The organism is Streptomyces sp. H51 (assembly GCF_035656535.1).
Lineage (GTDB): Bacteria > Actinomycetota > Actinomycetes > Streptomycetales > Streptomycetaceae > Streptomyces.
Map to the genome: position 1 here is coordinate 96,333 of NZ_JAYMHD010000075.1, position 23,099 is coordinate 119,431.

Genomic DNA, 23,099 nt, shown 5'->3' on the forward strand with positions numbered 1-23,099 from the left:
CAATCACCGGGGGGCTTGGCCAGGGTCGCCGCATCCCCCGAGTGCGTGGTTCGAACGGGCCGGGAAGTGAATCAAGCACTCAGTGCAGGCGCTGCGCCACCAGGTCCCACACGATTTCGGCCAGGGCCTCCTTGGGGCCGTACGGCACGGGCGTTTCGGTGCCGTCGGCGCCGAGCACCACGGCCTCGTTCTCCTCGGAGCCGAACGTCTTCCGCTCGCCCACCTCGTTCACCACGAGCAGGTCGCAGCCCTTGCGGACCAGCTTGGCGCGGCCGTTGGCCAGGACGTCGTCGGTCTCCGCGGCGAAGCCGACGATCACCTGTCCGGGCCGCGCCCGGTCGGCCGACACCTCCGCGAGGATGTCCGGATTCCGTACCAGGACGACGGGATCGGGGTCCCGGCCGTCGTCCTGCTTCTTTATCTTCCCGGCCGCGTACTGAGCCGGGCGGAAGTCGGCGACCGCGGCGGCCATCACGACGGCGTCGGCGTCCGCCGCCGCCTTCAGCACCGCCTCGCGCAGCTGCACCGCGGTGCCGGCCCGGACGACGTCCACGCCCGCCGGGTCGGGCAGGCCGGTGTTGGCGGCGACGAGCGTGACCCGGGCGCCGCGCGCGGCGGCGGTGCGGGCGAGGGCGTAGCCCTGCTTGCCGGAGGAGCGGTTGCCGAGGAAGCGGACCGGGTCGAGGGGCTCGCGGGTGCCGCCCGCGCTGACCACCACGTGCCGGCCGGCGAGGTCCGGCTCCCGCACCCCCCTGGCGAGCACCCGGCGGCAGACCTCGAAGATCTCGGCCGGGTCGGGCAGCCGTCCCTTGCCGGTGTCGACGCCCGTGAGCCGGCCGACGGCCGGCTCGATGACGACGGCGCCGCGACGGCGCAGTGTCGCCACGTTCTCCTGGGTGGCCGGGTGCTCCCACATCTCGGTGTGCATCGCCGGGGCGAAGACGACCGGGCAGCGGGCCGTGAGGAGGGTGTTGGTGAGCAGGTCGTCGGCGAGGCCGTGGGCCGCCCGGGCGAGCGTGTCGGCGGTGGTGGGGGCGACGACCACCAGATCGGCCTGCTGGCCGAGGCGCACGTGCGGCACCTCGTGGACGTCGTCCCAGACCTCGGTGGCGACGGGATGTCCGGACAGCGCGGACCAGGTCGCGGCGCCGACGAAGTGCAGCGCGGAGGCGGTGGGCACGACGCGCACGTCGTGTCCCGACTCCGTCAGCCTCCGCAGCAGCTCACAGGCCTTGTACGCGGCGATGCCACCGCTGACCCCCAGAACGACCTTCGGCTTGTCCACCGTCTCTCCCCGGCCTAGGAAACGTACGCCTTACATGCTGCATCACCGCGGGAACGGATCCCGCTCCCCCGAGCAGACCACAGGCCCGGCGGACGTGCCGCCGGGCCTGTGGAAAAGTCGACCGCGAAGCTGCTGATATTACTGCGCCGGGCCTTCGATGGCCTCGGACGTCAGCAGACCCGCGTTGATCTCGCGCAGGGCGATCGAGAGCGGCTTCTCGTGCACGTGGGTGTCGACGAGCGGACCGACGTACTCGAGGAGGCCCTCGCCGAGCTGCGAGTAGTACGCGTTGATCTGGCGGGCCCGCTTGGCCGCGTAGATCACGAGGCTGTACTTCGAGTCGGTGGCCTCGAGGAGCTCGTCGATCGGCGGGTTGATGATGCCCTCGGGCGCGGAGATGGAAGAGGACACGCTCTACCTTCCGATGGGTGGGAAAGAAATGTGCGGTGACCGGTGCCGGTCAGACCACATCCATCAAGGCTAGCAGCTCGCGCGCCACGTCCTCGACGGAGGTGTTGACCAGGGTCGTGTCGAACTCGGGCTCGGCCGCCAGCTCGATCTTCGCGGCGGACAGCCGGCGCTCGATCACCTCGGGCGGCTCGGTGCCCCGCCCGGTGAGTCTGCGCACCAGCTCCTCCCAGGAGGGAGGAGCCAGGAACACCAGCCGGCCCTCGGGCATGGTCTCGCGGACCTGCCGGGCGCCCTGGAGGTCGATCTCCAGCAGGACCGGGACCCCGGACTCCAGGTGCTCCAGCACGGCCGCGCGCGGCGTGCCGTAGCGGTTGCCGGCGAACTCGGCCCACTCCAGCAGCTCGCCGTTGGCGATCAGCTTGTCCATCTCCTCGTCGGTGACGAAGAAGTAGTGGACTCCGTGCTGCTCACCGGGGCGGGGCTTGCGGGTCGTCGCCGACACCGAGAGCCAGACCTCGGGGTGTTCCTTGCGCATATGGGCGACGACCGTGCTCTTGCCGACCCCTGAGGGGCCGGAGAGCACGGTCAGCCGCGGACGTTCGCTCATGCAGCGATTATTCCAGCACTCCCGGGGTGCCCGGGACGCCAGGTACGCAGCGCCCCGGAATCAGGAGCCGGTGCTGCCGAACTCGCGCTCCAGAGAGGCGATCTGGTTGGACCCGAGACCCCGCACGCGGCGGCTCTCGGAGATGCCGAGTCGCTCCATGATCTGCTTGGCGCGGACCTTGCCCACGCCGGGAAGGGACTCGAGCAGGGCGGAGACCTTCATCTTGCCGATGACGTCGTTCTCCTGGCCCTGCTTGATGACCTCGTGCAGGGAGGCGCCGGAGTGCTTGAGTCGATTCTTGACCTCGGCCCGCTCCCGGCGAGCCGCGGCGGCCTTTTCGAGCGCGGCTGCGCGCTGTTCAGGGGTAAGGGGCGGAAGAGCCACGCCTACGTCACCTCGGATGTCGAACTGTCGGATACGGACCGGTGAGGAACCTAGTCGCCCCACACCTGGGGAGCCGCGAGCAACACGCTGCCCGTTCTCCCCCACTGACTGGAGGGCGTGGGAGCTGCCCTCACTCGTCGGAGACTAGCGGGCAAGTCCGCCAGAGTCAGCGAGAACAGCGGAAAAGTCCTGGTCAGCCTCCACCAGGACGGACATTTAGGACATAATGCCCCGGATTTGAGGATGTATTCAGACTCGAACGAGCCCGCGGAGACCGACCGGAGGGCCCGGACGAGCGGCTCGAGCGCCCCTGACGCCCGTCACGAAAGCCTCACGCGGCGGCCAGCGCGGCGCGGATCTCCTCCGCGAAGCGGTCGGCCGCCGAGCGCAGCGAGGCGACGTCGGGACCGTGCCGCAGCACGCCCCTGCTGACGTTCGGGACGACATTGCGGATCGCGCTGCCGAAGACCCGGGGCAGATCGGCCGGCGTGGCCCCCTGGGCTCCGACGCCGGGCGCCAGCAGCGGACCGTTGATGTCGAGGTCGTACGACGACAGGTCGCCCAGCGTGGCGCCGACGACCGCGCCGAAGGACCCCAGGGGCTCCTCCCCCACGTTCTCGGCGGCCAGGTGGGCCAGCATCGTCGCGCCGACGTCCCGCCCGTCCGCACGGACCGCGTGCTGCACCTCGCCGCCCTCCGGGTTCGAGGTCAGCGCCAGCACGAACAGGCCCGTGCCGTTCTCCCGCGCCAGCGCGACGGCCGGGCTGAGCGAGCCGTAGCCGAGGTACGGGGAGACGGTCAGCGCGTCGGAGAACAGCGGTGAGTCCTTGCGCAGGAACGACTCGGCGTAGGCGGCCATGGTCGAGCCGATGTCGCCCCGCTTGGCGTCCATGACGACCAGCGCGCCGGCGGCCCGCGCCTCCTCGACCGTCTTCTCCAGGACGGCGACGCCGCGGGACCCGAAGCGCTCGAAGAACGCGCTCTGCGGCTTCAGGACGGCGATCCGGCCGGCCATCGCCTCGACCACCGTGCGGCTGAACCGCTCCAGGCCGGCCACGTCGTCGTTCAGGCCCCATTCGGTGAGCAGGGAGGCGTGCGGGTCGATGCCGACGCACAGCGGGCCCCGCTCGTCCATCGCGCGGCGCAGCCGGGCGCCGAAGGGTTCCAGGGTCATGCGGACCTCCTCACGTCGGCGCCGACCGCGTCGGCGAGGGTGGCGTACGGGCTCGTCCGCAGCCGGGCGGCGAGCCCCTTGTGGACGGCGCGGCTCCAGAAGGGGCCTTCGTAGATGAAGGCGCTGTAGCCCTGTACCAGCGTGGCACCGGCCAGGATGCGCTGCCAGGCGTCCTCGGCCGTCTCGACGCCGCCGACGCCGACGAGCGTGATGCGGTCGCCCACGCGCGCGTACAGGCGGCGCAGCACCTGAAGGGAGCGGGCCTTCAGCGGCGCGCCGGACAGGCCGCCGGTCTCCTTCACCAGCGAGGGCGAGGACGTCAGGCCGAGTCCCTCGCGCGCGATGGTGGTGTTGGTGGCGATGATGCCGTCCAGGCCGAGGTCGACGGCCAGGTCGGCCACCGCGTCGATGTCCTCGTCGGCGAGGTCGGGGGCGATCTTCACCAGCAGCGGCACGCGCCGCGCGGGGACCGCCCGGTCGGCGGCCTCGCGGACGGCCGTGAGCAGCGGGCGCAGCGCCTCGGTGGCCTGGAGGTTGCGCAGGCCGGGCGTGTTCGGGGACGACACGTTCACGACCAGGTAGTCGGCGTAGGGCGCCAGCCTCTCGGCGGACTTCACGTAGTCGGCGGCCGCCTCGGCCTCCGGCACCACCTTGGTCTTGCCGATGTTGACGCCCACGACGGTCCGGAAGGCCGGGTTGCGGGAGGCGAGGCGGGCGGCGACGGCCAGCGAGCCCTCGTTGTTGAAGCCCATGCGGTTGATCAGCGCGCGGTCCGGCACGAGGCGGAACAGGCGCTTCCCGGGGTTGCCGGGCTGGGCCTCTCCGGTCACCGTGCCGATCTCGACGTGATCGAAGCCGAGCATCGCCAGGCCGTCGATGCCGACCGCGTTCTTGTCGAAGCCGGCCGCGAGCCCGAACGGGCCGTGCATCCGCAGGCCGAACGCCTCGGTGCGCAGTTCCTTGTGGCGGGGCGCGAGGGCGGCCGCGAGGAAGGTGCGCAGGCCCGGGACGCGGGCGGCCAGGCGGATCCAGCGGAAGGCGAGGTGGTGGGCCCGCTCCGGGTCCATCCGTCGGAAGAGCAGGCGGAAGAAAAGCTGGTACATGTCTCGGTGTCCTCATGAAGAGGGGGACACCGTTTCCGGTGTCCCCCTCGTCGGTGGCTAGTCGCGGGCCGCGGTCAGGTGCTCGGCGTGTTCCTGGAGCGAGCGGACGCCCACGTCGCCGTGGTTGAGGGCGTCGATGCCCTGGACGGCGGCGGCGAGCGCCTGGACCGTCGTCAGGCACGGGACCGACCGCGCCACGGCCGCCGTGCGGATCTCGTAGCCGTCGAGCCGGCCGCCGGTGCCGTACGGGGTGTTGACGATGAGGTCGACCTCGCCGTCGTGGATGAGCTGGACGATGGTCCTCTCGCCGTCGGGGCCGGTGCCCTCGGACTGCTTGCGCACGACGGTGGCGTTGATGCCGTTGCGCTTGAGCACCTCGGCCGTGCCGGACGTGGCGAGCAGCTCGAACCCGTGCCCGACCAGTTCGCGCGCCGGGAAGATCATCGAGCGCTTGTCGCGGTTGGCGACCGAGATGAAGGCACGGCCCTTGGTCGGCAGCGGCCCGTAGGCGCCCGCCTGCGACTTGGCGTACGCCGTGCCGAAGACGGAGTCGATGCCCATGACCTCGCCGGTGGAACGCATCTCCGGGCCGAGGACGGTGTCCACACCGCGTCCGGAGGTGTCCCGGAAGCGGCTCCAGGGCATCACGGCCTCCTTGACCGAGATCGGCGCGTCCAGCGGCAGCTCGCCGCCGTCGCCGTTCTTCGGCAGCAGCCCCTCTTCGCGCAGCTCGGCGACGGTCGCGCCCAGGGAGATCCGGGCGGCGGCCTTCGCCAGCGGCACCGCGGTCGCCTTCGAGGTGAAGGGGACCGTACGGGAGGCGCGCGGGTTGGCCTCGAGGACGTACAGGATGTCGCCGGCCAGCGCGAACTGGATGTTGATCAGGCCGCGCACCCCGACGCCGCGTGCGATGGCCTCGGTGGAGGCGCGCAGGCGCTTGATGTCGAAGCCGCCCAGGGTGATCGGCGGCAGCGCGCACGCCGAGTCGCCGGAGTGGATGCCGGCCTCCTCGATGTGCTCCATGACGCCGCCGAGGTACAGCTCCTCGCCGTCGTAGAGCGCGTCCACGTCGATCTCGATCGCGTCGTCCAGGAACCGGTCGACGAGGACCGGCCGGGAGGGGCTGATCTCGGTCGACTCGGCGATGTAGGACGACAGCCGGGACTCGTCGTAGACGATCTCCATGCCGCGGCCGCCCAGCACGTACGACGGCCGGACCAGGACCGGGTAGCCGATCTCGTCGGCGATGGCCTTGGCCTCGGCGAAGGTGGTGGCGGTGCCGTGCTTGGGGGCCGGCAGGCCCGCCTCGGCGAGCACGCGGCCGAAGGCGCCGCGGTCCTCGGCGGCGTGGATGGCCTCCGGGGAGGTGCCGACGATCGGCACGCCGTTGTCCTTCAGCGCCTGCGACAGGCCCAGCGGGGTCTGGCCGCCGAGCTGCACGATCACGCCCGCGACCGGGCCGGCCTGCTGCTCGGCGTGCACGATCTCCAGCACGTCCTCCAGCGTCAGCGGCTCGAAGTAGAGGCGGTCGGAGGTGTCGTAGTCGGTGGAGACGGTCTCCGGGTTGCAGTTGACCATCACCGTCTCGTACCCGGCGTCGCTCAGCGCGAAGGACGCGTGCACGCAGGAGTAGTCGAACTCGATGCCCTGCCCGATGCGGTTCGGCCCGGAGCCGAGGATGATCACGGCCGGCTTCTCGCGGGGCGCGACCTCGGTCTCCTCGTCGTAGGAGGAGTAGAAGTACGGCGTCTGCGCCGCGAACTCGGCGGCGCAGGTGTCGACCGTCTTGTAGACCGGGCGGATGCCGAGCGCGTGCCGCACCTCGCGGACGACGTCCTCGCGCAGGCCGCGGATCTCGCCGATCTGCTGGTCGGAGAAGCCGTGCCGCTTGGCCTCGGCGAGCAGGTCGGGGGTGAGCTCCGGGGCCTCGGCCAGCTCGTCGGCGATCTCCTTGATGAGGAACAGCTGGTCGACGAACCAGGGGTCGATCTTCGTGTACTCGAAGACCTCCTCGGGGGTGGCGCCCGCGCGGATGGCCTGCATGACGGTGTTGATCCGGCCGTCGGTGGGCCGTACGGCCGCCGCCAGCAGCTCGTCCTTGTCTCCGGCGGGCTCGCCGACGAAGGTGAACTGGCTGCCCTTCTTCTCCAGCGAGCGCAGCGCCTTCTGGAAGGCCTCGGTGAAGTTGCGGCCGATGGCCATGGCCTCGCCGACCGACTTCATGGTGGTGGTCAGCGTGGAGTCGGCGCTCGGGAACTTCTCGAAGGCGAACCGCGGGGCCTTGACGACGACGTAGTCGAGCGTCGGCTCGAAGGAGGCCGGGGTCTCCCGCGTGATGTCGTTCGGGATCTCGTCGAGGCTGTAGCCGACCGCGAGCTTCGCGGCGATCTTGGCGATCGGGAAGCCGGTGGCCTTGGAGGCCAGCGCCGAGGAGCGCGACACGCGCGGGTTCATCTCGATGACGATGACCCGGCCGTCCTCGGGGTTCACCGCGAACTGGATGTTGCAGCCGCCGGTGTCGACGCCGACCTCGCGGATGACGGCGATGCCGATGTCGCGCAGGATCTGGTACTCGCGGTCGGTCAGCGTCATCGCCGGGGCGACGGTGATCGAGTCGCCGGTGTGCACGCCCATCGGGTCGAAGTTCTCGATGGAGCAGACGACCACGACGTTGTCGTGCTTGTCGCGCATCAGCTCCAGCTCGTACTCCTTCCAGCCGAGGATGGACTCCTCCAGGAGCACCTCGGTGGTCGGCGAGAGCGTCAGGCCCTGGCCGGCGATGCGGCGCAGCTCCTCCTCGTCGTGGGCGAAGCCGGAGCCGGCGCCGCCCATGGTGAAGGAGGGGCGGACGACGACCGGGTAGCCGCCGAGCTGCTCCACGCCGGCGAGGACCTCGTCCATGGTGTGGCAGATCACCGAGCGGGCGGACTCGCCGTGCCCGATCTTCCTGCGGACCTCCTCCACGACCTCCTTGAACTGGTCGCGGTCCTCGCCCTTGTGGATCGCCGCGACGTTGGCGCCGATCAGCTCGACGCCGTACTTGTCCAGGACGCCGTTCTCGTGCAGCGAGATCGCGGTGTTCAGGGCCGTCTGGCCGCCCAGGGTGGGCAGCAGGGCGTCGGGCCGCTCCTTGGCGATGATCTTCTCGACGAACTCCGGGGTGATCGGCTCGACGTAGGTGGCGTCGGCGATCTCCGGGTCGGTCATGATCGTCGCCGGGTTGGAGTTGACGAGGATGACGCGCAGGCCCTCGGCCTTGAGCACGCGGCACGCCTGGGTGCCGGAGTAGTCGAACTCGGCGGCCTGGCCGATGACGATCGGGCCGGAGCCGATGACCAGGACGGACTGGATATCGGTGCGCTTAGGCACGCTGGCCCTCCATCAGTGCTGTGCTCATCAAAGACGTGAAGCGGTCGAACAGGTAGGCGGCGTCGTGCGGGCCGGCGGCCGCTTCGGGGTGGTACTGGACGCTGAAGGCCGGGCGGTCGAGGAGCCGCAGGCCCTCGACCACGTTGTCGTTGAGGCACACGTGGGAGACCTCGGCGCGGCCGTAGGGGGTGTCGGAGACCTCGTCGAGCGGGGCGTCGACGGCGAAGCCGTGGTTGTGCGCGGTGACCTCGACCTTGCCGGTGGTGCGGTCCTGCACCGGCTGGTTGATGCCGCGGTGGCCGTACTTGAGCTTGTAGGTGCCGAAGCCGAGGGCGCGGCCCAGGATCTGGTTGCCGAAGCAGATGCCGAACAGCGGCGTGCCGCGCTCCAGGACCGCCCGCATGACGGAGACCGCGTGGTCGGCGGTGGCGGGGTCGCCGGGGCCGTTGGAGAAGAACACTCCGTCGGGGTTGACGGCGTAGACGTCCTCGGCGGTCGCGGTCGCCGGGAGCACGTGCACCTCGATGCCGCGCTCGGCCATGCGGTGCGGGGTCATTCCCTTGATGCCCAGGTCGACGGCGGCGACGGTGAACTTCTTCGCACCGATCGCCGGGACGACGTACGCCTCCTTGGTGGCGACCTCGGCGGACAGGTCCGCGCCCTGCATCTCGGGGGCCTGGCGGACCTCGGCGAGCATGGTGCCCTCGTCGGGCAGCGCCTGGCCGGAGAAGATGCCGACGCGCATGGCGCCGCGCTCGCGCAGGTGACGGGTGAGCGCGCGGGTGTCGATGCCGCTGATGCCGACGACGCCCTGGTGGCGCAGTTCCTCGTCGAGGGAGCGGCGGGAGCGCCAGTTGGACGGCACGCGCGCGGGGTCGCGCACGACGTATCCGGCGACCCAGATGCGCCGGGACTCCGGGTCCTCGTCGTTGACGCCGGTGTTGCCGACGTGCGGTGCGGTCATCACGACGACCTGGCGGTGGTACGACGGGTCGGTGAGGGTCTCCTGGTAGCCGGTCATGCCGGTGGAGAACACGGCTTCGCCGAAGGTCACCCCCACGGCCCCGTAGGCACGGCCGCGGAACATCCGGCCGTCCTCCAGGACGAGTACGGCGGGAACCCTGGCAGCTCCCTTGGTGGAGGTTGTCATCGTGCGCCTTCCGTCTTGTTGATCATCTCGTTCAGGGTGTCGACCCACTCGGTGTGCTCGGCCGCCCGGTCGGAGCGGAACCCGGAGTCGATCAGCCGCTCACCGTGCGCCCAGGTCACCACGAGCAGGCCGCCCTCGGTCAGGACCTTGCCGGCGATGCCCTTGTCGAGGCGGGCCCCGCGCAGCTGTGCGGCCGGGACGAAGAAGTCGCTCGCGCCGGGGCGTACGACGTCCAGTCCCGCGTCCGTCAGCGTGAGCTCGGCCAGGCTGCGGGTGCCGAGACCGTGCGCCACGATCCGGTCGAGCCACTGTCCGGCGGTGGTGGAGCCGTGGTAGCGGCCGCTCATGGTCAGTTTCGGCTCGCCGGGCTCGTCCGGCGCGCTGGGCAGCTCGGGCAGGTCGCCCTGGAGCGTGCCGCGCCACTTCCAGCCCTCGCGCATCAGCCAGTAGACGAGCGCGACGAACAGGGCGAGGCCGACGAGCCAGCCGACGCGGGCGGCCCAGTCGGTGACCTCGGCCGACTTCTTCTCGGCCGCGAGCAGGATTACAGGTGTCACGTGAGCTTCCCGTCGACGAGGGTGGCCTTGCCCCTCAGCCACGTGTGCGTCACACGGCCCGGCAGCTCACGCCCCTCGTAGGGGGTGTTGCGGCTGCGCGAGGCGAAGCCCGTGGGGTCCACCGTCCCACGGTATGCCGTGTCGACGAGGGTGAGGTTGGCGGGCTCACCAGCCGAGACGGGACGCCCGTGACCGGTGGCCCGGCCGATCCGGGCGGGCGTGAAGGACATGCGCTCGGCGACCTGGGCCCAGTCCAGCAGGCCCGTCTCCACCATGGTCTCCTGGACCACCGACAGCGCGGTCTCCAGCCCGACCATGCCCATGGCGGCCGCGGCCCACTCGCAGTCCTTGTCCTCGTGCGGGTGGGGGGCGTGGTCGGTGGCGACGATGTCGATCGTGCCGTCGGCGAGCGCCTCGCGCAGCGCGTGCACGTCGCGCTCGGTGCGCAGCGGCGGGTTGACCTTGTAGACCGGGTTGTAGGTGCGCACCAGCTCGTCGGTGAGCAGCAGGTGGTGCGGGGTGACCTCGGCGGTGACGTCGATGCCGCGGGACTTCGCCCAGCGGACGATCTCGACGCTGCCCGCCGTCGACAGATGGCAGATGTGGACGCGGGAGCCGACGTGCTCGGCGAGCAGCACGTCCCGCGCGATGATCGACTCCTCGGCGACGGCGGGCCAGCCGCCGAGGCCCAGCTCGGCGGAGACGACGCCCTCGTTCATCTGCGCGCCCTCGGTCAGCCGCGGCTCCTGCGCGTGCTGGGCGACGACGCCGCCGAAGGCCTTCACGTACTCCAGCGCCCGGCGCATGATCACCGCGTCGTCGACGCACTTGCCGTCGTCGGAGAAGACGGTGACGCCCGCCGCCGACTCGTGCATGGCGCCCAGTTCGGCGAGCTTCCTGCCCTCCAGGCCGACGGTGACGGCGCCGATGGGCTGCACGTCGCAGTAGCCGTGCTCCTGCCCGAGCCGGTAGACCTGCTCGACCACGCCGGCGGTGTCGGCGACCGGGAAGGTGTTGGCCATGGCGAACACGGCGGTGTATCCGCCGCTCGCCGCGGCGCGGGTGCCGGTCAGCACGGTCTCGGAGTCCTCGCGGCCGGGCTCGCGCAGGTGCGTGTGCAGGTCGACCAGGCCCGGCAGCAGCACCTTGCCGGCCGCCTCCACGACCTCGGCTCCGTCCGCGCTCAGCCCCTCACCCACCGCGGCGATCGTCTCGCCGTCGATCAGCACGTCCTGCGGCTCGCCGCCGAGCACCTTCGCACCACGGATAAGGATCTTGCTCATGGGTCTTACTTCTCCTCGGTACGGGTGTGGGTGACGGCGGGCTCGTTGCCTCCGAGCAGCAGGTACAGGACGGCCATCCGGATGGACACCCCGTTCGCGACCTGCTCGACGGCGGTGCAGCGGCCGGAGTCGGCGACCTCGGCGGTGATCTCCATGCCGCGGACCATCGGCCCGGGGTGCATCACGATCGCGTGCTCGGGCATCCGCGCCATGCGGTCGCCGTCGAGGCCGTAGCGCCGGGAGTACTCGCGCTCGGTCGGGAAGAAGGCGGCGTTCATGCGCTCGCGCTGGACGCGCAGCATCATCACCGCGTCGGACTTGGGAAGCGTGGAGTCGAGGTCGTACGACACCTCGCACGGCCAGTGCTCGACGCCGACCGGCACCAGGGTGGGCGGGGCGACCAGGGTGACCTCGGCGCCGAGGGTGTGCAGCAGGTCGACGTTGGAGCGGGCGACCCGGCTGTGCAGGACGTCGCCGACGATGGTGATCCGCTTGCCGGACAGGTCCTGGCCGAGGCCGGCGTCCCGGCCGACCAGGCGGCGGCGCATGGTGAACGCGTCGAGCAGCGCCTGGGTGGGGTGCTGGTGGGTGCCGTCGCCGGCGTTGACGACCGCGGCGTCGATCCAGCCGGAGTTGGCGAGGCGGTAGGGCGCTCCGGAGGCACCGTGCCGGATGACCACGGCGTCGACGCCCATGGCCTCCAGGGTCTGGGCGGTGTCCTTCAGGGACTCGCCCTTGGACACGCTGGAGCCCTTGGCGGAGAAGTTGATGACGTCCGCGGACAGGCGCTTCTCCGCGGCTTCGAAGGAGATCCGGGTCCGGGTGGAGTCCTCGAAGAAGAGGTTGACGACCGTGCGGCCGCGCAGGGTCGGCAGTTTCTTGATCGGCCGGTCGGCGACCCGGGCCATCTCCTCGGCGGTGTCGAGGATCAGGACGGCGTCGTCGCGGGTGAGGTCGGCGGCCGAGATGAGATGACGCTGCATCTGTCAGGCTCCGTAAGGCAGTTCAGGAGATTTCGGGCAGGCGGGGGCGCGACTGCGCGCGGGTACGGCGGTGACGTACGCGCGTGCGCTACTGCTGCGCGCCCGGAGCGGTCCGCTTGGCACCGAGCAGCACGGTGTCGCGACCGTCCTCCTCGGCGAGCTGGACCTTGACCGTCTCCCGCAACGACGTGGGGAGGTTCTTGCCGACGTAGTCGGCGCGGATGGGCAGTTCGCGGTGGCCGCGGTCGACGAGGACCGCGAGCTGCACCGCGCGCGGGCGCCCGATGTCGTTCAGGGCGTCGAGGGCGGCGCGGATGGTGCGGCCGGAGAAGAGCACGTCGTCGACGAGGACGACCAGCCTGCCGTCGAGGCCGTCACCGGGGATCTCGGTGCGGGCCAGCGCACGCGGCGGGTGCATGCGCAGGTCGTCGCGGTACATGGTGATGTCCAGCGACCCGACCGGGATCTTGCGGTCGGTGATCTCCTCGAGCTTCGCGGCGAGCCGCCGGGCGAGGAAGACGCCTCGGGTCGGGATGCCGAGGAGCACCACGTCGTCGGCGCCCTTGGCGCGCTCGACGATCTCGTGGGCGATGCGGGTCAGGACCCGCGCGATGTCGGGAGCCTCGAGAACGGGCCGCGCATCGGATGCTTGGGTGTCCATGAGAAACGGACCTCCTTCTCCGCCTCACGGGACGGACCTTAAAGGACGTCGGATTTGCGCCATCCACGGTAGCAGGCGCACGTGACATCCCTGATCACCCCCCTGGCGTATTCAGCCACCGCCGCCACGGAAGGGTCGGTGTGGACCATTCGGCTTGACGCGCGAGAGTCACGCTGCGTAACCTCACAGTGAGTTACCAGACGCGCGGCGCGGACCCACCCGCAGCCGCGTCGACACAGTGTCCGGGGAGCCATATGTCCAGCGAATACGCCAAACAGCTCGGGGCCAAGCTCCGGGCCATCCGCACCCAGCAGGGCCTTTCCCTCCACGGTGTCGAGGAGAAGAGCCAGGGCCGCTGGAAGGCGGTCGTGGTCGGTTCGTACGAGCGCGGCGACCGCGCCGTGACCGTGCAGCGCCTCGCCGAGCTGGCGGATTTCTATGGCGTTCCGGTGCAGGAGCTGCTGCCGGGCACCACCCCGGGCGGGGCCGCCGAGCCGCCGCCGAAGCTGGTCCTGGACCTGGAGCGGCTGGCCACCGTGCCGGCCGAGAAGGCGGGACCCCTCCAGCGGTACGCGGCGACGATCCAGTCGCAGCGCGGTGACTACAACGGCAAGGTGCTGTCGATCCGCCAGGACGACCTGCGCACACTCGCCGTCATCTACGACCAGTCCCCGTCGGTCCTGACCGAGCAGCTGATCAGCTGGGGCGTGCTGGACGCGGACGCGCGGCGTGCCGTCGCGGCCCACGAGGAGAACTGAGTCCCGGGCGCCTCAGCAGAAACGTGCCGCCGGGGTGGCCGGAACTTCACGGTTCCGGCCACCCCGGCGGTTTTGTGCGGCCTGCCGCGCCTGCGCGGAAGACGGTGCCTTCCACACCCGCGCGGAACCGGCCCTCGGCTCCTGCGCGGGAACGGCCCTCGGCACCTGCGCGGGGCCTTCGACACCTGCGCGGGGCCTTCGAAGCCCGCGCGGAAACGCCGGAGGGCCCGCGGCGGTCGTGCCGCGGGCCCTCCGGCGTGGTGCGTCGCTGGTGCCCCTCACGCCTCTTCGCGGCGCAGCGAGGGCTTGAGGTCCTTCAGCCGGCCGAGCAGGCCGTTGACGAACGAGGGCGACTCGTCCGTGGAGAACTCCTTCGCCAGCTGCACCATCTCGTCCAGGACGACGGCGTCCGGGGTCTCGTCGACCCAGATCAGCTCGTAGGCGCCCAGGCGCAGGATGTTGCGGTCGACCACCGGCATCCGGTCGAGCGTCCAGCCGACCGAGTACTGCGCGATCAGCTCGTCGATGCGCTTCGCGTGTCCCGCGTAGCCCTCGACGAGCTGCATCGTGTACTCGCTCACCGGCGGCTGACGGGTGTCGGTCCGGGACAGCCGGATCCAGTCGGCGAGAACCGTCAGGGCGTCGGCGCCGCGCTGGTCGCCCTCGAAGAGGATCTGGAAGGCGCGCTTGCGGGCCGTGTTGCGGGCAGCCACGGTTAGCTGTTCACCCGGCCGAGGTAGTCGCTCGTACGGGTGTCGACCTTGATCTTCTCACCGGTGGTGATGAAGAGCGGGACCTGGATCTGGTGGCCGGTCTCCAGCGTGGCGGGCTTGGTGCCGCCGGTGGAGCGGTCGCCCTGGACGCCCGGCTCGGTCTCCGCGACCGTCAGCTCCACGGCGGCCGGGAGCTCGACGAAGAGCACCTCGCCCTCGTGCTGCGCGACGGTGGCGGTGAAGCCCTCGATGAGGAAGTTGGCGGCGTCGCCGACGGCCTTGCGGTCGACCATGAGCTGGTCGTAGGTCTCCATGTCCATGAAGACGAAGTACTCGCCGTCCATGTAGGAGAACTGCATGTCGCGCTTGTCGACGGTGGCCGTCTCGACCTTGACACCGGCGTTGAAGGTCTTGTCGACGACCTTGCCGGAGAGCACGTTCTTGAGCTTGGTGCGCACGAAGGCCGGGCCCTTGCCGGGCTTGACGTGCTGGAACTCGACGACGGACCAGAGCTGGCCGCCTTCGAGCTTGAGCACCATGCCGTTCTTGAGGTCGTTCGTGGAAGCCACGGTTGCGGAATCTCCTGGACTGACGTGGACGACCCCGGGGCACGCACCTATAGCGCGAGCAGCTCCTTGGTCGTGATGGTGAGTAGCTCGGGTCCGCCGTCCGCCTCGGGGCGGACGACGAGCGTGTCATCGATCCGGACGCCGCCCCGGCCCGGGAGGTGGACCCCCGGTTCGACGGTGACCGGCACGCAAGCGTCCAGTTTACCCATGGAAGCGGGAGCCAACTGCGGGTCCTCGTCGATTTCGAGTCCGACACCGTGTCCGGTCAGGGCCGGGAGGGCCTCCGCGTAGCCCGCCGAGTCCAGGACCTGCCGTGCCGCGCGGTCCACGTCACGGTGGGCGGCACCGGGCGCCAGGGTCTCGCGGCCGGCGCGCTGGGCGGCGAAGACGAGGTCGTACAGCTCGATCTGCCAGTCGGCCGGGGTGGTGCCGATGACGAAGGTGCGGCCGATCTCGCAGCGGTAGCCGCGGTACATGGCGCCCAGGCAGACGGAGAGGAAGTCGCCCTCCTCGACCCGCCGGTCGGTGGGCCGGTGGGCGCGGCGGCCGGCGTTCGGGCCGGTGGCGACGGAGGTGGGGAAGGCGGGGCCGTCGGCGCCGTGGTCGACGAGGCGTCGTTCGAGTTCCAGGGCGAGGTGGCGTTCGGTGCGGCCGACGAGGATGGACTCCAGCAGTTCGCCGAGGGCCTGGTCGGCGATCTCGGCACCGATGCGCAGGCAGGAGATCTCCTCCTCGTCCTTGACCACTCTGAGCTGTTCGACCGCGGCCGAGAGGTCCGCGAAGCGCAGCCGCGGCGCGACCGAGGCGAGGGCGCGGTGCCGGGAGACGGTGAGGTGGTGTTCCTCGACGGCGAGGGAGTCGGCGCGCTGCGCCTCGGCGAGGCCGGCGGCGGCGACCGCGGGGTCGCCGCCGGCGCCCAGGAGCGTGTGCACGCGCAGTGTCTCGTCGGGGCGGCCTTGCGTGGGGCGGTCGTCCGGCGGGCCGGGGCAGACCAGCAGGTCCTCGGTCCTGCCGAGCAGCAGGACGGCGCCGCGCGGGGCGGCGCCCGCGAGGTAGCGCACGTTGGCGGGGCGGGTGACGAGCGCTGCCGCGTTGCCGGCCGCGTTGCACTGCTCCCTGAGCCGGGTTCGGCGGATGGCGTGCATCTCTGACATGAGATGAGCCTAGGAGCGCTGACCGTTTTGTGCCGGTTGGGAGGGTGTGAAGGGTGCCGAACGGGGGACGGACCGGCGGACCCGGCCCGGGGCGCCCGGTCCGGCGGACCCGGCCCGGAGGACCCCGGCGGCTACCAGCTCGGGGGGCTGGTGATCGCCCGGGCCAGCACCTCGTCCAGGACCTGGGCGGTCTGTGCCACGTCCAGCTGGGAGTTGTCGATGATCGGCAGTCCCGAGCCGTACCAGCCCGCCATGCGGCCGTGGATGCGGGCGACCTCCTCGTCGCTGAGGCGGCGGTTGCCCGTGCGCTCGGCATTGCGCTCCAGGACGACCTCCAGACCGGGCAGCAGCACCACCGGGAGCAGGCCGGGGCCCACGTGGCGCTTCCAGCCGCCGAGGCCGACGACCGGGCGGTCGGGGAAGACGGCGTCGTCGAGGATGCACGAGATGCCGTTGGCCAGGAAGTTGCGCGCGGCGAATCCGCAGGTGCGGCGGGCCAGGCGGTACTGCGCCTCGGAGTTGTCGTTCCAGCCGGACTGCGGGTCGGCGAAGCCGGAGCGGACCCATTCCCGCACGTCGTCGAGGCTGATGTGGGCGGTGGGGACCCGGCGGTGGTCGGCCCAGTACTTGGCGACGCTCGTCTTGCCGGCGCCCGCGGGACCGATCAGCAGGACCGCGAGGATCGTGGTGGTCGGATCGGGCACGGCGGTGGCGGGCGGGGCGCTGGGCATGGCGACCGGGCCGCCCGGCGGCAGCGGGACGTGGCCCGTGGTCTCCGGGACCGGCGCGGCCGGGGCGTGCTGCGGGGCGGGCGGGGCGGCAGCCGGAGCCGCGGGCGTCGCGGCGGGGAAACCCGGGGCCGCGGGCGGCGGGGGCACGGGTGCCGAGCCCTGGTGGGTGCCCGGGGGGTGCTGGCCCGGGTGGTGTGCGGCCGACGACCAGCCGGCGGCCGGTCCGTGCCCCGGCTGGTGGGGCGGCGGCAGCGGAGAACCCACTGCGTGCTGCATCCGGTGCCACTCCGTCTCGTACAGGCAATTGGCGCTGGCCGCGGGGCACGCTCTGCGCGGACCCCGCTCGCCACCGAACGGTACCGTCCCCCGCCGCCGTTCGGTGAAACGGCCGGGGACGGTCCGAAGTGCCCGTCGGGGACAGGGGTTTTCGGGTGGCCGGTGTCCGGCCGGGCCTACTGGCCCACTTCTCCGTACGCGGCGACGAGCACGGCCGGGTCCGGGCCCTCCAGGACGGTGGGCTTCGCCAGGCCGTCCAGCACGACGAAGCGCAGCAGGTCACCGCGGGACTTCTTGTCGACCCTCATGTTCTCCAGCAGCTTGGGCCACTGGTCGTGGCGGTAGTGCAGCGGGAGCCCGACGGCCTGCAGGATCGTGCGGTGGCGGTCGGCGGTGGCGTCGTCCAGACGGCCCGCCAGCCGCCCGAGTTCGGCGGCGAAGTGCATGCCGACGGCGACGGCCGCGCCGTGCCGCCACTTGTAGCGCTCGTTCTTCTCGATGGCGTGGCCGAGGGTGTGGCCGTAGTTGAGGATCTCGCGCAGGCCCGATTCCTTCAGGTCGGCGGAGACGACCTCCGCCTTGACCCGGATGGAGCGCTCGATGAGCTCCGCGGTGTGCGGTCCGGAGGGGCCGCGGGCGGCCTGCGGGTCGGACTCGATCAGGTCGAGGATCACCGGGTCGGCGATGAATCCGGCCTTGATGATCTCGGCGAGGCCGGAGACGTAGTCGTTGACCGGGAGCGACTCCAGCGCGGCCAGGTCGCACAGCACGCCCGCCGGCGGGTGGAAGGAGCCGACCAGGTTCTTGCCCTCGGCGGTGTTGATGCCGGTCTTGCCACCGACCGCCGCGTCCACCATGGCCAGCACGGTCGTCGGGATGGCGATCCAGCGCACCCCGCGCAGCCAGGTCGCGGCCACGAACCCGGCCAGGTCCGTGGTCGCGCCGCCGCCGACGCCGACGATGGCGTCGGAGCGGGTGAAGCCGGACTGGCCGAGCGCCTTCCAGCAGTAGGCGGCGACCTCGACGGTCTTGGCCTCCTCGGCGTTGGGCACCTGAATGGCGACCGCGTCGTAGCCCTGCCCGGCGAGGTCGGCGCGCAGCGCCTCACCGGTCTCGGCGAGCGCCTCCGGGTGGATCACGGCGACCCGCTTGGCCTTCGCACCGATCAAGCCGGCCAGCTCCCCCAGCAGCTGACGGCCCACCAGGACCTCGTAGGGCTCGCTGCCCGCGGTGCCGCCGACCTGGATGCGGGTGACTGCCTCGCTCATGCTTCCTTCAACTCCAGTGCGTCCAGGGCGGCTTGGGTGACCTCTTCGGGCGTGCGGCCGTCGGTGGTCACCACGGCCGTGGCGACCTCCTCGTACAGGTGCCGCCGCGCCTCCATCAGCTCCCGCCACTGCCTGCGCGGGTTGACCGCGAGCAGCGGACGGGCCGCGTTCAGCCCGGTGCGCCTGACCGCCTCCTCGACGTCCATCGAGAGGTAGACGACGCGCCGTCCGGCCAGCAGCGCGCGGGTGTCGGCGTCGAGGACGGCGCCGCCGCCGAGCGCGAGGATGCCGTCGTGAGCGGCCAGTGCGGTGCGCACGGCCTGCTTCTCGAGCGCGCGGAAGACCGGCTCGCCCTCGTCGACGAAGATCTCGGCGATGGCGCGGCCCTGCTCGGCCACGATGTCGTCGTCGGTGTCGCGGTAGGCCACGCCGAGCCGCTCGGCCAGCAGCCGGCCGACGGTGGACTTGCCCACACCCATCGGCCCGACCAGGACGACCAGCGGCCCGCTCATCGGATCGGCAGGTGGTCGAGGTACGACCGCACGTTGCGGCGGGTCTCGGCCACGCTGTCGCCGCCGAACTTCTCCGCCACCGCGTCCGCCAGGACGAGCGCGACCATGGCCTCCGCCACGATTCCGGCCGCCGGCACCGCGCACACGTCGGAGCGCTGGTGGTGGGCCTGCGCCGGCTCGCCGGTGGCGACGTCGACGGTCTGCAGGGCCCGCGGCACGGTCGCGATCGGCTTCATGGCGGCGCGTACCCGCAGCAGCTCACCGGTGGTCAGCCCGCCCTCGGTGCCGCCGGAGCGGCCCGTCGCCCGCTTGATCCCCTCGGGCGTGGTGACGATCTCGTCGTGCGCCTTCGAGCCCGGCACCCGCGCCAGCTCGAACCCGTCACCGACCTCGACGCCCTTGATCGCCTGGATGCCCATCAGGGCCGCCGCCAGCCGCGCGTCCAGCTTGCGGTCCCAGTGCACGTGCGAGCCCAGGCCGACCGGCACGCCGTAGGCCAGCACCTCCACCACACCGCCGAGCGTGTCGCCGTCCTTGTGCGCCTGGTCGATCTCCGCGACCATCGCCTTCGACGCGTCCGCGTCCAGGCAGCGCACCGGATCGGCGTCCAGCCCGGCGACGTCCGCGGGGGTCGGGTACACCCCGCGCGGCGCCCTCGCGCCGGCCAGCTCCACCACGTGGGAGACCACCTCGATGCCGGCCGTCTCCTTCAGGTACGAGCGGGCCACCGCACCCAGCGCCACCCGCGCCGCGGTCTCCCGGGCGGAGGCGCGCTCCAGGATCGGCCGGGCCTCGTCGAAGCCGTACTTCTGCATGCCCGCCAGGTCCGCGTGGCCGGGCCGCGGGCGGGTCAGCGGGGCGTTGCGGGCGAGCCCGGCGAGCACCTCGGGATCGACCGGGTCGGCGGCCATCACCTGCTCCCACTTCGGCCACTCGGTGTTGCCGACCATGATCGCCACCGGGGAGCCGAGGGTGAGACCGTGCCGGACGCCGCCGAGGAAGGTGACCTCGTCCCGCTCGAACTTCATCCGCGCACCGCGGCCATAGCCGAGCCGCCGCCGCGCGAGGTGGTCGGCGACCATCTCCGTGGTGATCGGCACGCCGGCGGGGAGGCCCTCCAGCGTCGCGACAAGGGCGGGACCGTGGGACTCCCCCGCGGTCAGCCAACGCAGCCTGCTCAACGATGCTCCTCAGTGCTCGCGCCCTGGTACTGCCTTGCGTACACGCGTCCTCGCGTACGGCGACGGCGCGACCAGGTGCGCGGTCCCGGCCCGCCTTCTCCGATCCTCCCACGTCCGGGCCCCGGACCCGGCCGACGGTCCACGAAGCGGACGCGAGCCGGTCGGGTCACGACCGGGCGGAGCCGTCCCGCGGGCGGGACCGGGGCCCGCGGGCGCGCCCCGGTGGTCGGCGCCGCTGTCCTGCCGCTGCCCCTGTGGCGGGGGCGCGGGAGCCCGGAACGGAGGGGAGCCTAGCGGGCGGCGAGGGCGTGCTCGCCCGCCTTTCGCATGGCGGCGACGGGGGCCGGGCTGCGGCCCGTCATCTGCTCGACCTGCAGCACCGCCTGGTGCACCAGCAGGTCGAGGCCGCTGACGACCGCGCCGCCGCACGCCGACCAGCGGGCCGCGAGCTCGGTCGGCCAGGGGTCGTAGAGCACGTCGAAGAGGGTGGCCGGCCGCTCGGGGACGGCGGCGGCGAGGGCGTCGGTGGTGCCGGCCGGGGTGGTGGCGACGACCAGCGGGGCGCGCAGCGCGGAGGCGGCGTCCGCCCAGTCCGCGATGCGCACCTGGACGTCGAGCCGCTTGCCCCACTCCCGCATCTCGGCGGCCCGGGCCTCGCTGCGGACGTGCACGACGACCTCGCCGGTGCAGATCCGGGCCAGCGCGGCCAGGGCGGAGGAGGCGGTGGCGCCGGCGCCGAGGATCGCCGCCGAGTCGACCTGTTCGATACCGCGCTCGCGCAGGGCGGCGACCATGCCGGGGATGTCGGTGTTGTCGCCGAGGCGGCGGCCGTCCTCGGTGAGGACGACCGTGTTGACGGCCTCCACGGACGCCGCCGTCTCGCTGATCTCGTCGAGCAGCGGGATGACGGCCCGCTTCAGCGGCATGGTCAGCGACAGCCCGGCCCACTCCGGCCCGAGGGTGCCGAGGAACCCGGCGAGGCCGGCCTCGTCGATCTCGAAGCGGTCGTACGACCAGCCGGCCAGGCCCAGTTCCCGGTACGCGGCGCGGTGCAGCACCGGGGAGAGGGAGTGGGCGATGGGCGAACCGAGCACGGCGGCCCGGCGGGCGTCAGTTGCCCGTGCTGTCATTGAACTTTTCCTTGAGTTTCAGGAATTCCGCGTGGGTCCTGGCGAATTCCGTCTTGTTCACGCCGTCGGTCGCGACGAAATAGTACCAGCCCTCATGGGTCGGATTCAGCGCGGCCTTCAGCGCGAGGTCGCCCGGATTGTCGATCGGCCCCGGCGGCAGACCCTTGTTCGTGTACGTGTTGTACGGGTCCTTGTTGCTGTTGATCTCCGACTCGGAGATGTTGATGTTGCTCTGACCCTTCGCGTAATTGAAGGTCGAGTCGAACTGCAAAAGCCCGTACGTCTCGGGGTTGGCGCGATCGAGGCGGTTGTAGACCACCTCCGCCATCCTGCGGTAGTCGTCCTCGGTCTTGCCCTCGGCCTCGACGAGGCTGGCCACGGTGATGACCTGCAGCGGACTGTCCAGCTTGAGGGCCTTGGCCTTGGCCGCCAGGTCGTACGCGCGGTACTTCCGCGCGGCCTGGGTGACCATCGACTTGAGGACCTTTTCCGGTTTCATTCCCTTTGCGGCCGGATAGGTACCCGGGGAGAGGAAGCCTTCGAGCGGGTCCTTTATCTCGCTGTTGTCGTTCGCCCAGTCCGGCAGACCCAGGCTCTTGTACTTCTTCTGAGCGGTCTTCTTGGTGGTGCCGGATTTCAGTTCGAGCTTCTCGTCGATCGCCTTGTAGACGGCCGCGTTGCGCTCGCCCGGCCTGACCAGGACGTTGTTCTGGCTCTTGGGGTCGAGCATCAATTCCACGGCGCTGGCGGCGGACATCTGCTTCTTCAGCAGATAGGCGCCGGCCTGGATCTTGTTGCCGTCGGGGTTCTCCTGCTGCGCGGAGACGAAGGCGTCGACGCTCTTGACGACGCCGGCGTCCTTCAGCCGCCGCCCGATCTCGTAACCGCCCGCGCCCTTGGGGATCTGGACGGTCACCTTCTGGCCGGTGCCGTCTCCGGCGTAGTCCGGCGCCGCGCCGAAACGGTCCTCGTAGAACTGGTACCCGAGGTACCCGACCCCGCCGACGCCGCCGCCGAACACCAGCAGCACCACCAGACAGGCGCATCCGCTGCGGCGCTTCTTGGGCCTGCCGCCCCGGCCGCGCCGGTCGCCGCGGCCACGCCGCGGGTCGTCGTCGCCGTCATCGTCACCGTCGCCGTCATCGTCGCCGCCGGCGAAGAACGCGTGCTCGCCCTGGTCGGGGCCGGGGTCCCAGTCGGTCTGCGGCTGCTCCTCGGTCTGCCGACGGGCGGGCGGCTCCGGCGGCGGATAGGCGTCCGGAGTTGCGTACTGGTCGGGCTGGTCACCGCCGTACGCGGCGGGCTGATGGCCGTAGGCGTCCGCGGGCTCCGCCGGGTAGGGGACCTGCGGCTGCGCCGCACCCCAGCCGCCCTCGCCGTACGCCTGCTGCCCCTGGCCGTCGCCGTACGCCTGCTGCCCCTGGCCGTCGCCGTACGCCTGCTGCCCCTGGTCCGGATAGTGCGGCTGCTGTCCCTGCTGGGGGTGGTACGGCTGCTGGTCGTGGCCCGGGTAGTGCTGCGGGTCCTGACCGGCGTACTGCTGCGGGTCCTGACCCGCGTACTGCTGTGGCTGCTGGCCTGCGTACTGCTGCTGGTCGTACTGCGGGTAGTACTGCTGCTGAGGGTGGACGTATCCGGCCTGCCCGCCGTCCTCCCAGTGACCGTAGTGCGGCTGCTGCGGCTGCTGCGACTGCTGCGGGTAGTGCTGCGGCTGGCCGCCGTGAGCAGTCTGGTGGCCCACCTGGGCCTGCTGCCCTTCCCATCCGCCGTCCCCGTACAGCGGGTCCTCGGGATGCCACGGTTCGGAGCCTGGGCCCCGGCCATACTCAGTCATCGATCC

Annotated in this window: 22 protein-coding genes; 1 reads left to right on the forward strand and 21 read right to left on the reverse strand. The window is 71.6% G+C overall.

What is annotated here, in order from left to right; translation table 11 throughout:
- Positions 1 to 79 precede the first annotated feature (79 nt).
- The 12 genes from coaBC to pyrR form a co-directional block, all read right to left on the reverse strand.
- Positions 80 to 1,285 (reverse strand): bifunctional phosphopantothenoylcysteine decarboxylase/phosphopantothenate--cysteine ligase CoaBC, encoded by a 1,206-nt coding sequence (gene coaBC, locus VKA29_RS27035; RefSeq protein WP_324788603.1) that lies wholly within the window; start codon positions 1,283 to 1,285, stop codon positions 80 to 82.
- Between the two features lie 138 nt (positions 1,286 to 1,423).
- Positions 1,424 to 1,696 carry a DNA-directed RNA polymerase subunit omega gene (rpoZ, locus tag VKA29_RS27040; RefSeq protein ID WP_003977348.1) on the reverse strand — a complete coding sequence of 91 codons (273 nt, stop codon included), beginning with the start codon at positions 1,694 to 1,696 and terminating at the stop codon, positions 1,424 to 1,426.
- Positions 1,697 to 1,745: 49 nt separating this feature from the next.
- Complete coding sequence (gene gmk, locus VKA29_RS27045) at positions 1,746 to 2,303, reverse strand: guanylate kinase (RefSeq protein WP_324788604.1); 558 nt, start codon at positions 2,301 to 2,303, stop codon at positions 1,746 to 1,748.
- Positions 2,304 to 2,363: 60 nt separating this feature from the next.
- Positions 2,364 to 2,687 (reverse strand): integration host factor, encoded by a 324-nt coding sequence (locus VKA29_RS27050; protein WP_003977346.1) that lies wholly within the window; start codon positions 2,685 to 2,687, stop codon positions 2,364 to 2,366.
- Positions 2,688 to 3,018: 331 nt separating this feature from the next.
- Complete coding sequence (gene pyrF / locus VKA29_RS27055) at positions 3,019 to 3,861, reverse strand: orotidine-5'-phosphate decarboxylase (protein WP_324788605.1); 843 nt, start codon at positions 3,859 to 3,861, stop codon at positions 3,019 to 3,021.
- Positions 3,858 to 4,964 (reverse strand): quinone-dependent dihydroorotate dehydrogenase, encoded by a 1,107-nt coding sequence (locus VKA29_RS27060; protein ID WP_324788606.1) that lies wholly within the window; start codon positions 4,962 to 4,964, stop codon positions 3,858 to 3,860. The genes pyrF and VKA29_RS27060 overlap by 4 nt, the downstream gene beginning before the upstream one ends.
- Before the next feature lie 57 nt (positions 4,965 to 5,021).
- Positions 5,022 to 8,333: a carbamoyl-phosphate synthase large subunit gene (carB, locus tag VKA29_RS27065; RefSeq protein WP_324788607.1), complete on the reverse strand. Its 3,312-nt coding sequence runs from the start codon at positions 8,331 to 8,333 to the stop codon at positions 5,022 to 5,024.
- Entirely contained in the window at positions 8,326 to 9,483 is a 1,158-nt protein-coding gene (gene carA / locus VKA29_RS27070) for a glutamine-hydrolyzing carbamoyl-phosphate synthase small subunit (RefSeq protein ID WP_324788608.1), read from the reverse strand. Before carA ends, carB begins: the two co-directional genes overlap by 8 nt.
- Complete coding sequence (locus VKA29_RS27075; protein WP_324788609.1) at positions 9,480 to 10,040, reverse strand: hypothetical protein; 561 nt, start codon at positions 10,038 to 10,040, stop codon at positions 9,480 to 9,482. The genes carA and VKA29_RS27075 overlap by 4 nt, the downstream gene beginning before the upstream one ends.
- The gene (locus tag VKA29_RS27080; protein ID WP_324788611.1) at positions 10,037 to 11,323 is read right to left on the reverse strand and encodes a dihydroorotase; all 1,287 of its coding nucleotides are present in this window, start codon (positions 11,321 to 11,323) and stop codon (positions 10,037 to 10,039) included. The genes VKA29_RS27075 and VKA29_RS27080 overlap by 4 nt, the downstream gene beginning before the upstream one ends.
- Before the next feature lie 5 nt (positions 11,324 to 11,328).
- The gene (locus VKA29_RS27085) at positions 11,329 to 12,306 is read right to left on the reverse strand and encodes an aspartate carbamoyltransferase catalytic subunit (protein WP_324788612.1); all 978 of its coding nucleotides are present in this window, start codon (positions 12,304 to 12,306) and stop codon (positions 11,329 to 11,331) included.
- An 88-nt stretch (positions 12,307 to 12,394) separates the two neighbouring features.
- Complete coding sequence (pyrR, locus tag VKA29_RS27090; protein WP_324788613.1) at positions 12,395 to 12,967, reverse strand: bifunctional pyr operon transcriptional regulator/uracil phosphoribosyltransferase PyrR; 573 nt, start codon at positions 12,965 to 12,967, stop codon at positions 12,395 to 12,397.
- A 254-nt stretch (positions 12,968 to 13,221) separates the two neighbouring features.
- On the opposite strand from pyrR, the gene bldD reads away from it, so the two are divergent.
- Positions 13,222 to 13,725: a transcriptional regulator BldD gene (bldD, locus tag VKA29_RS27095; protein WP_324788614.1), complete on the forward strand. Its 504-nt coding sequence runs from the start codon at positions 13,222 to 13,224 to the stop codon at positions 13,723 to 13,725.
- 278 nt (positions 13,726 to 14,003) lie between these two features.
- Here bldD and nusB read toward each other — a convergent pair whose 3' ends face one another.
- The 9 genes from nusB to mltG form a co-directional block, all read right to left on the reverse strand.
- Complete coding sequence (gene nusB / locus VKA29_RS27100) at positions 14,004 to 14,438, reverse strand: transcription antitermination factor NusB (RefSeq protein ID WP_324788615.1); 435 nt, start codon at positions 14,436 to 14,438, stop codon at positions 14,004 to 14,006.
- Positions 14,439 to 14,440: 2 nt separating this feature from the next.
- Positions 14,441 to 15,007 (reverse strand): elongation factor P, encoded by a 567-nt coding sequence (efp, locus tag VKA29_RS27105; protein WP_324788616.1) that lies wholly within the window; start codon positions 15,005 to 15,007, stop codon positions 14,441 to 14,443.
- A 47-nt stretch (positions 15,008 to 15,054) separates the two neighbouring features.
- On the reverse strand, positions 15,055 to 16,161 hold the full coding sequence (locus VKA29_RS27110; protein ID WP_324788617.1) for an aminopeptidase P family protein: 1,107 nt from the start codon (positions 16,159 to 16,161) through the stop codon (positions 15,055 to 15,057).
- 131 nt (positions 16,162 to 16,292) lie between these two features.
- Positions 16,293 to 17,168 carry a Pro-rich N-terminal domain-containing protein gene (locus tag VKA29_RS27115; RefSeq protein WP_324788618.1) on the reverse strand — a complete coding sequence of 292 codons (876 nt, stop codon included), beginning with the start codon at positions 17,166 to 17,168 and terminating at the stop codon, positions 16,293 to 16,295.
- 176 nt (positions 17,169 to 17,344) lie between these two features.
- On the reverse strand, positions 17,345 to 18,436 hold the full coding sequence (aroB, locus tag VKA29_RS27120; RefSeq protein ID WP_324788619.1) for a 3-dehydroquinate synthase: 1,092 nt from the start codon (positions 18,434 to 18,436) through the stop codon (positions 17,345 to 17,347).
- On the reverse strand, positions 18,433 to 18,948 hold the full coding sequence (locus VKA29_RS27125; protein WP_324788620.1) for a shikimate kinase: 516 nt from the start codon (positions 18,946 to 18,948) through the stop codon (positions 18,433 to 18,435). The genes aroB and VKA29_RS27125 overlap by 4 nt, the downstream gene beginning before the upstream one ends.
- Positions 18,945 to 20,129: a chorismate synthase gene (gene aroC, locus VKA29_RS27130; RefSeq protein WP_324788621.1), complete on the reverse strand. Its 1,185-nt coding sequence runs from the start codon at positions 20,127 to 20,129 to the stop codon at positions 18,945 to 18,947. The genes VKA29_RS27125 and aroC overlap by 4 nt, the downstream gene beginning before the upstream one ends.
- Before the next feature lie 290 nt (positions 20,130 to 20,419).
- Positions 20,420 to 21,259: a shikimate dehydrogenase gene (locus VKA29_RS27135; RefSeq protein WP_324788622.1), complete on the reverse strand. Its 840-nt coding sequence runs from the start codon at positions 21,257 to 21,259 to the stop codon at positions 20,420 to 20,422.
- Positions 21,240 to 23,093: an endolytic transglycosylase MltG gene (mltG, locus tag VKA29_RS27140; RefSeq protein ID WP_324788623.1), complete on the reverse strand. Its 1,854-nt coding sequence runs from the start codon at positions 23,091 to 23,093 to the stop codon at positions 21,240 to 21,242. Before mltG ends, VKA29_RS27135 begins: the two co-directional genes overlap by 20 nt.
- Positions 23,094 to 23,099 lie beyond the last annotated feature (6 nt).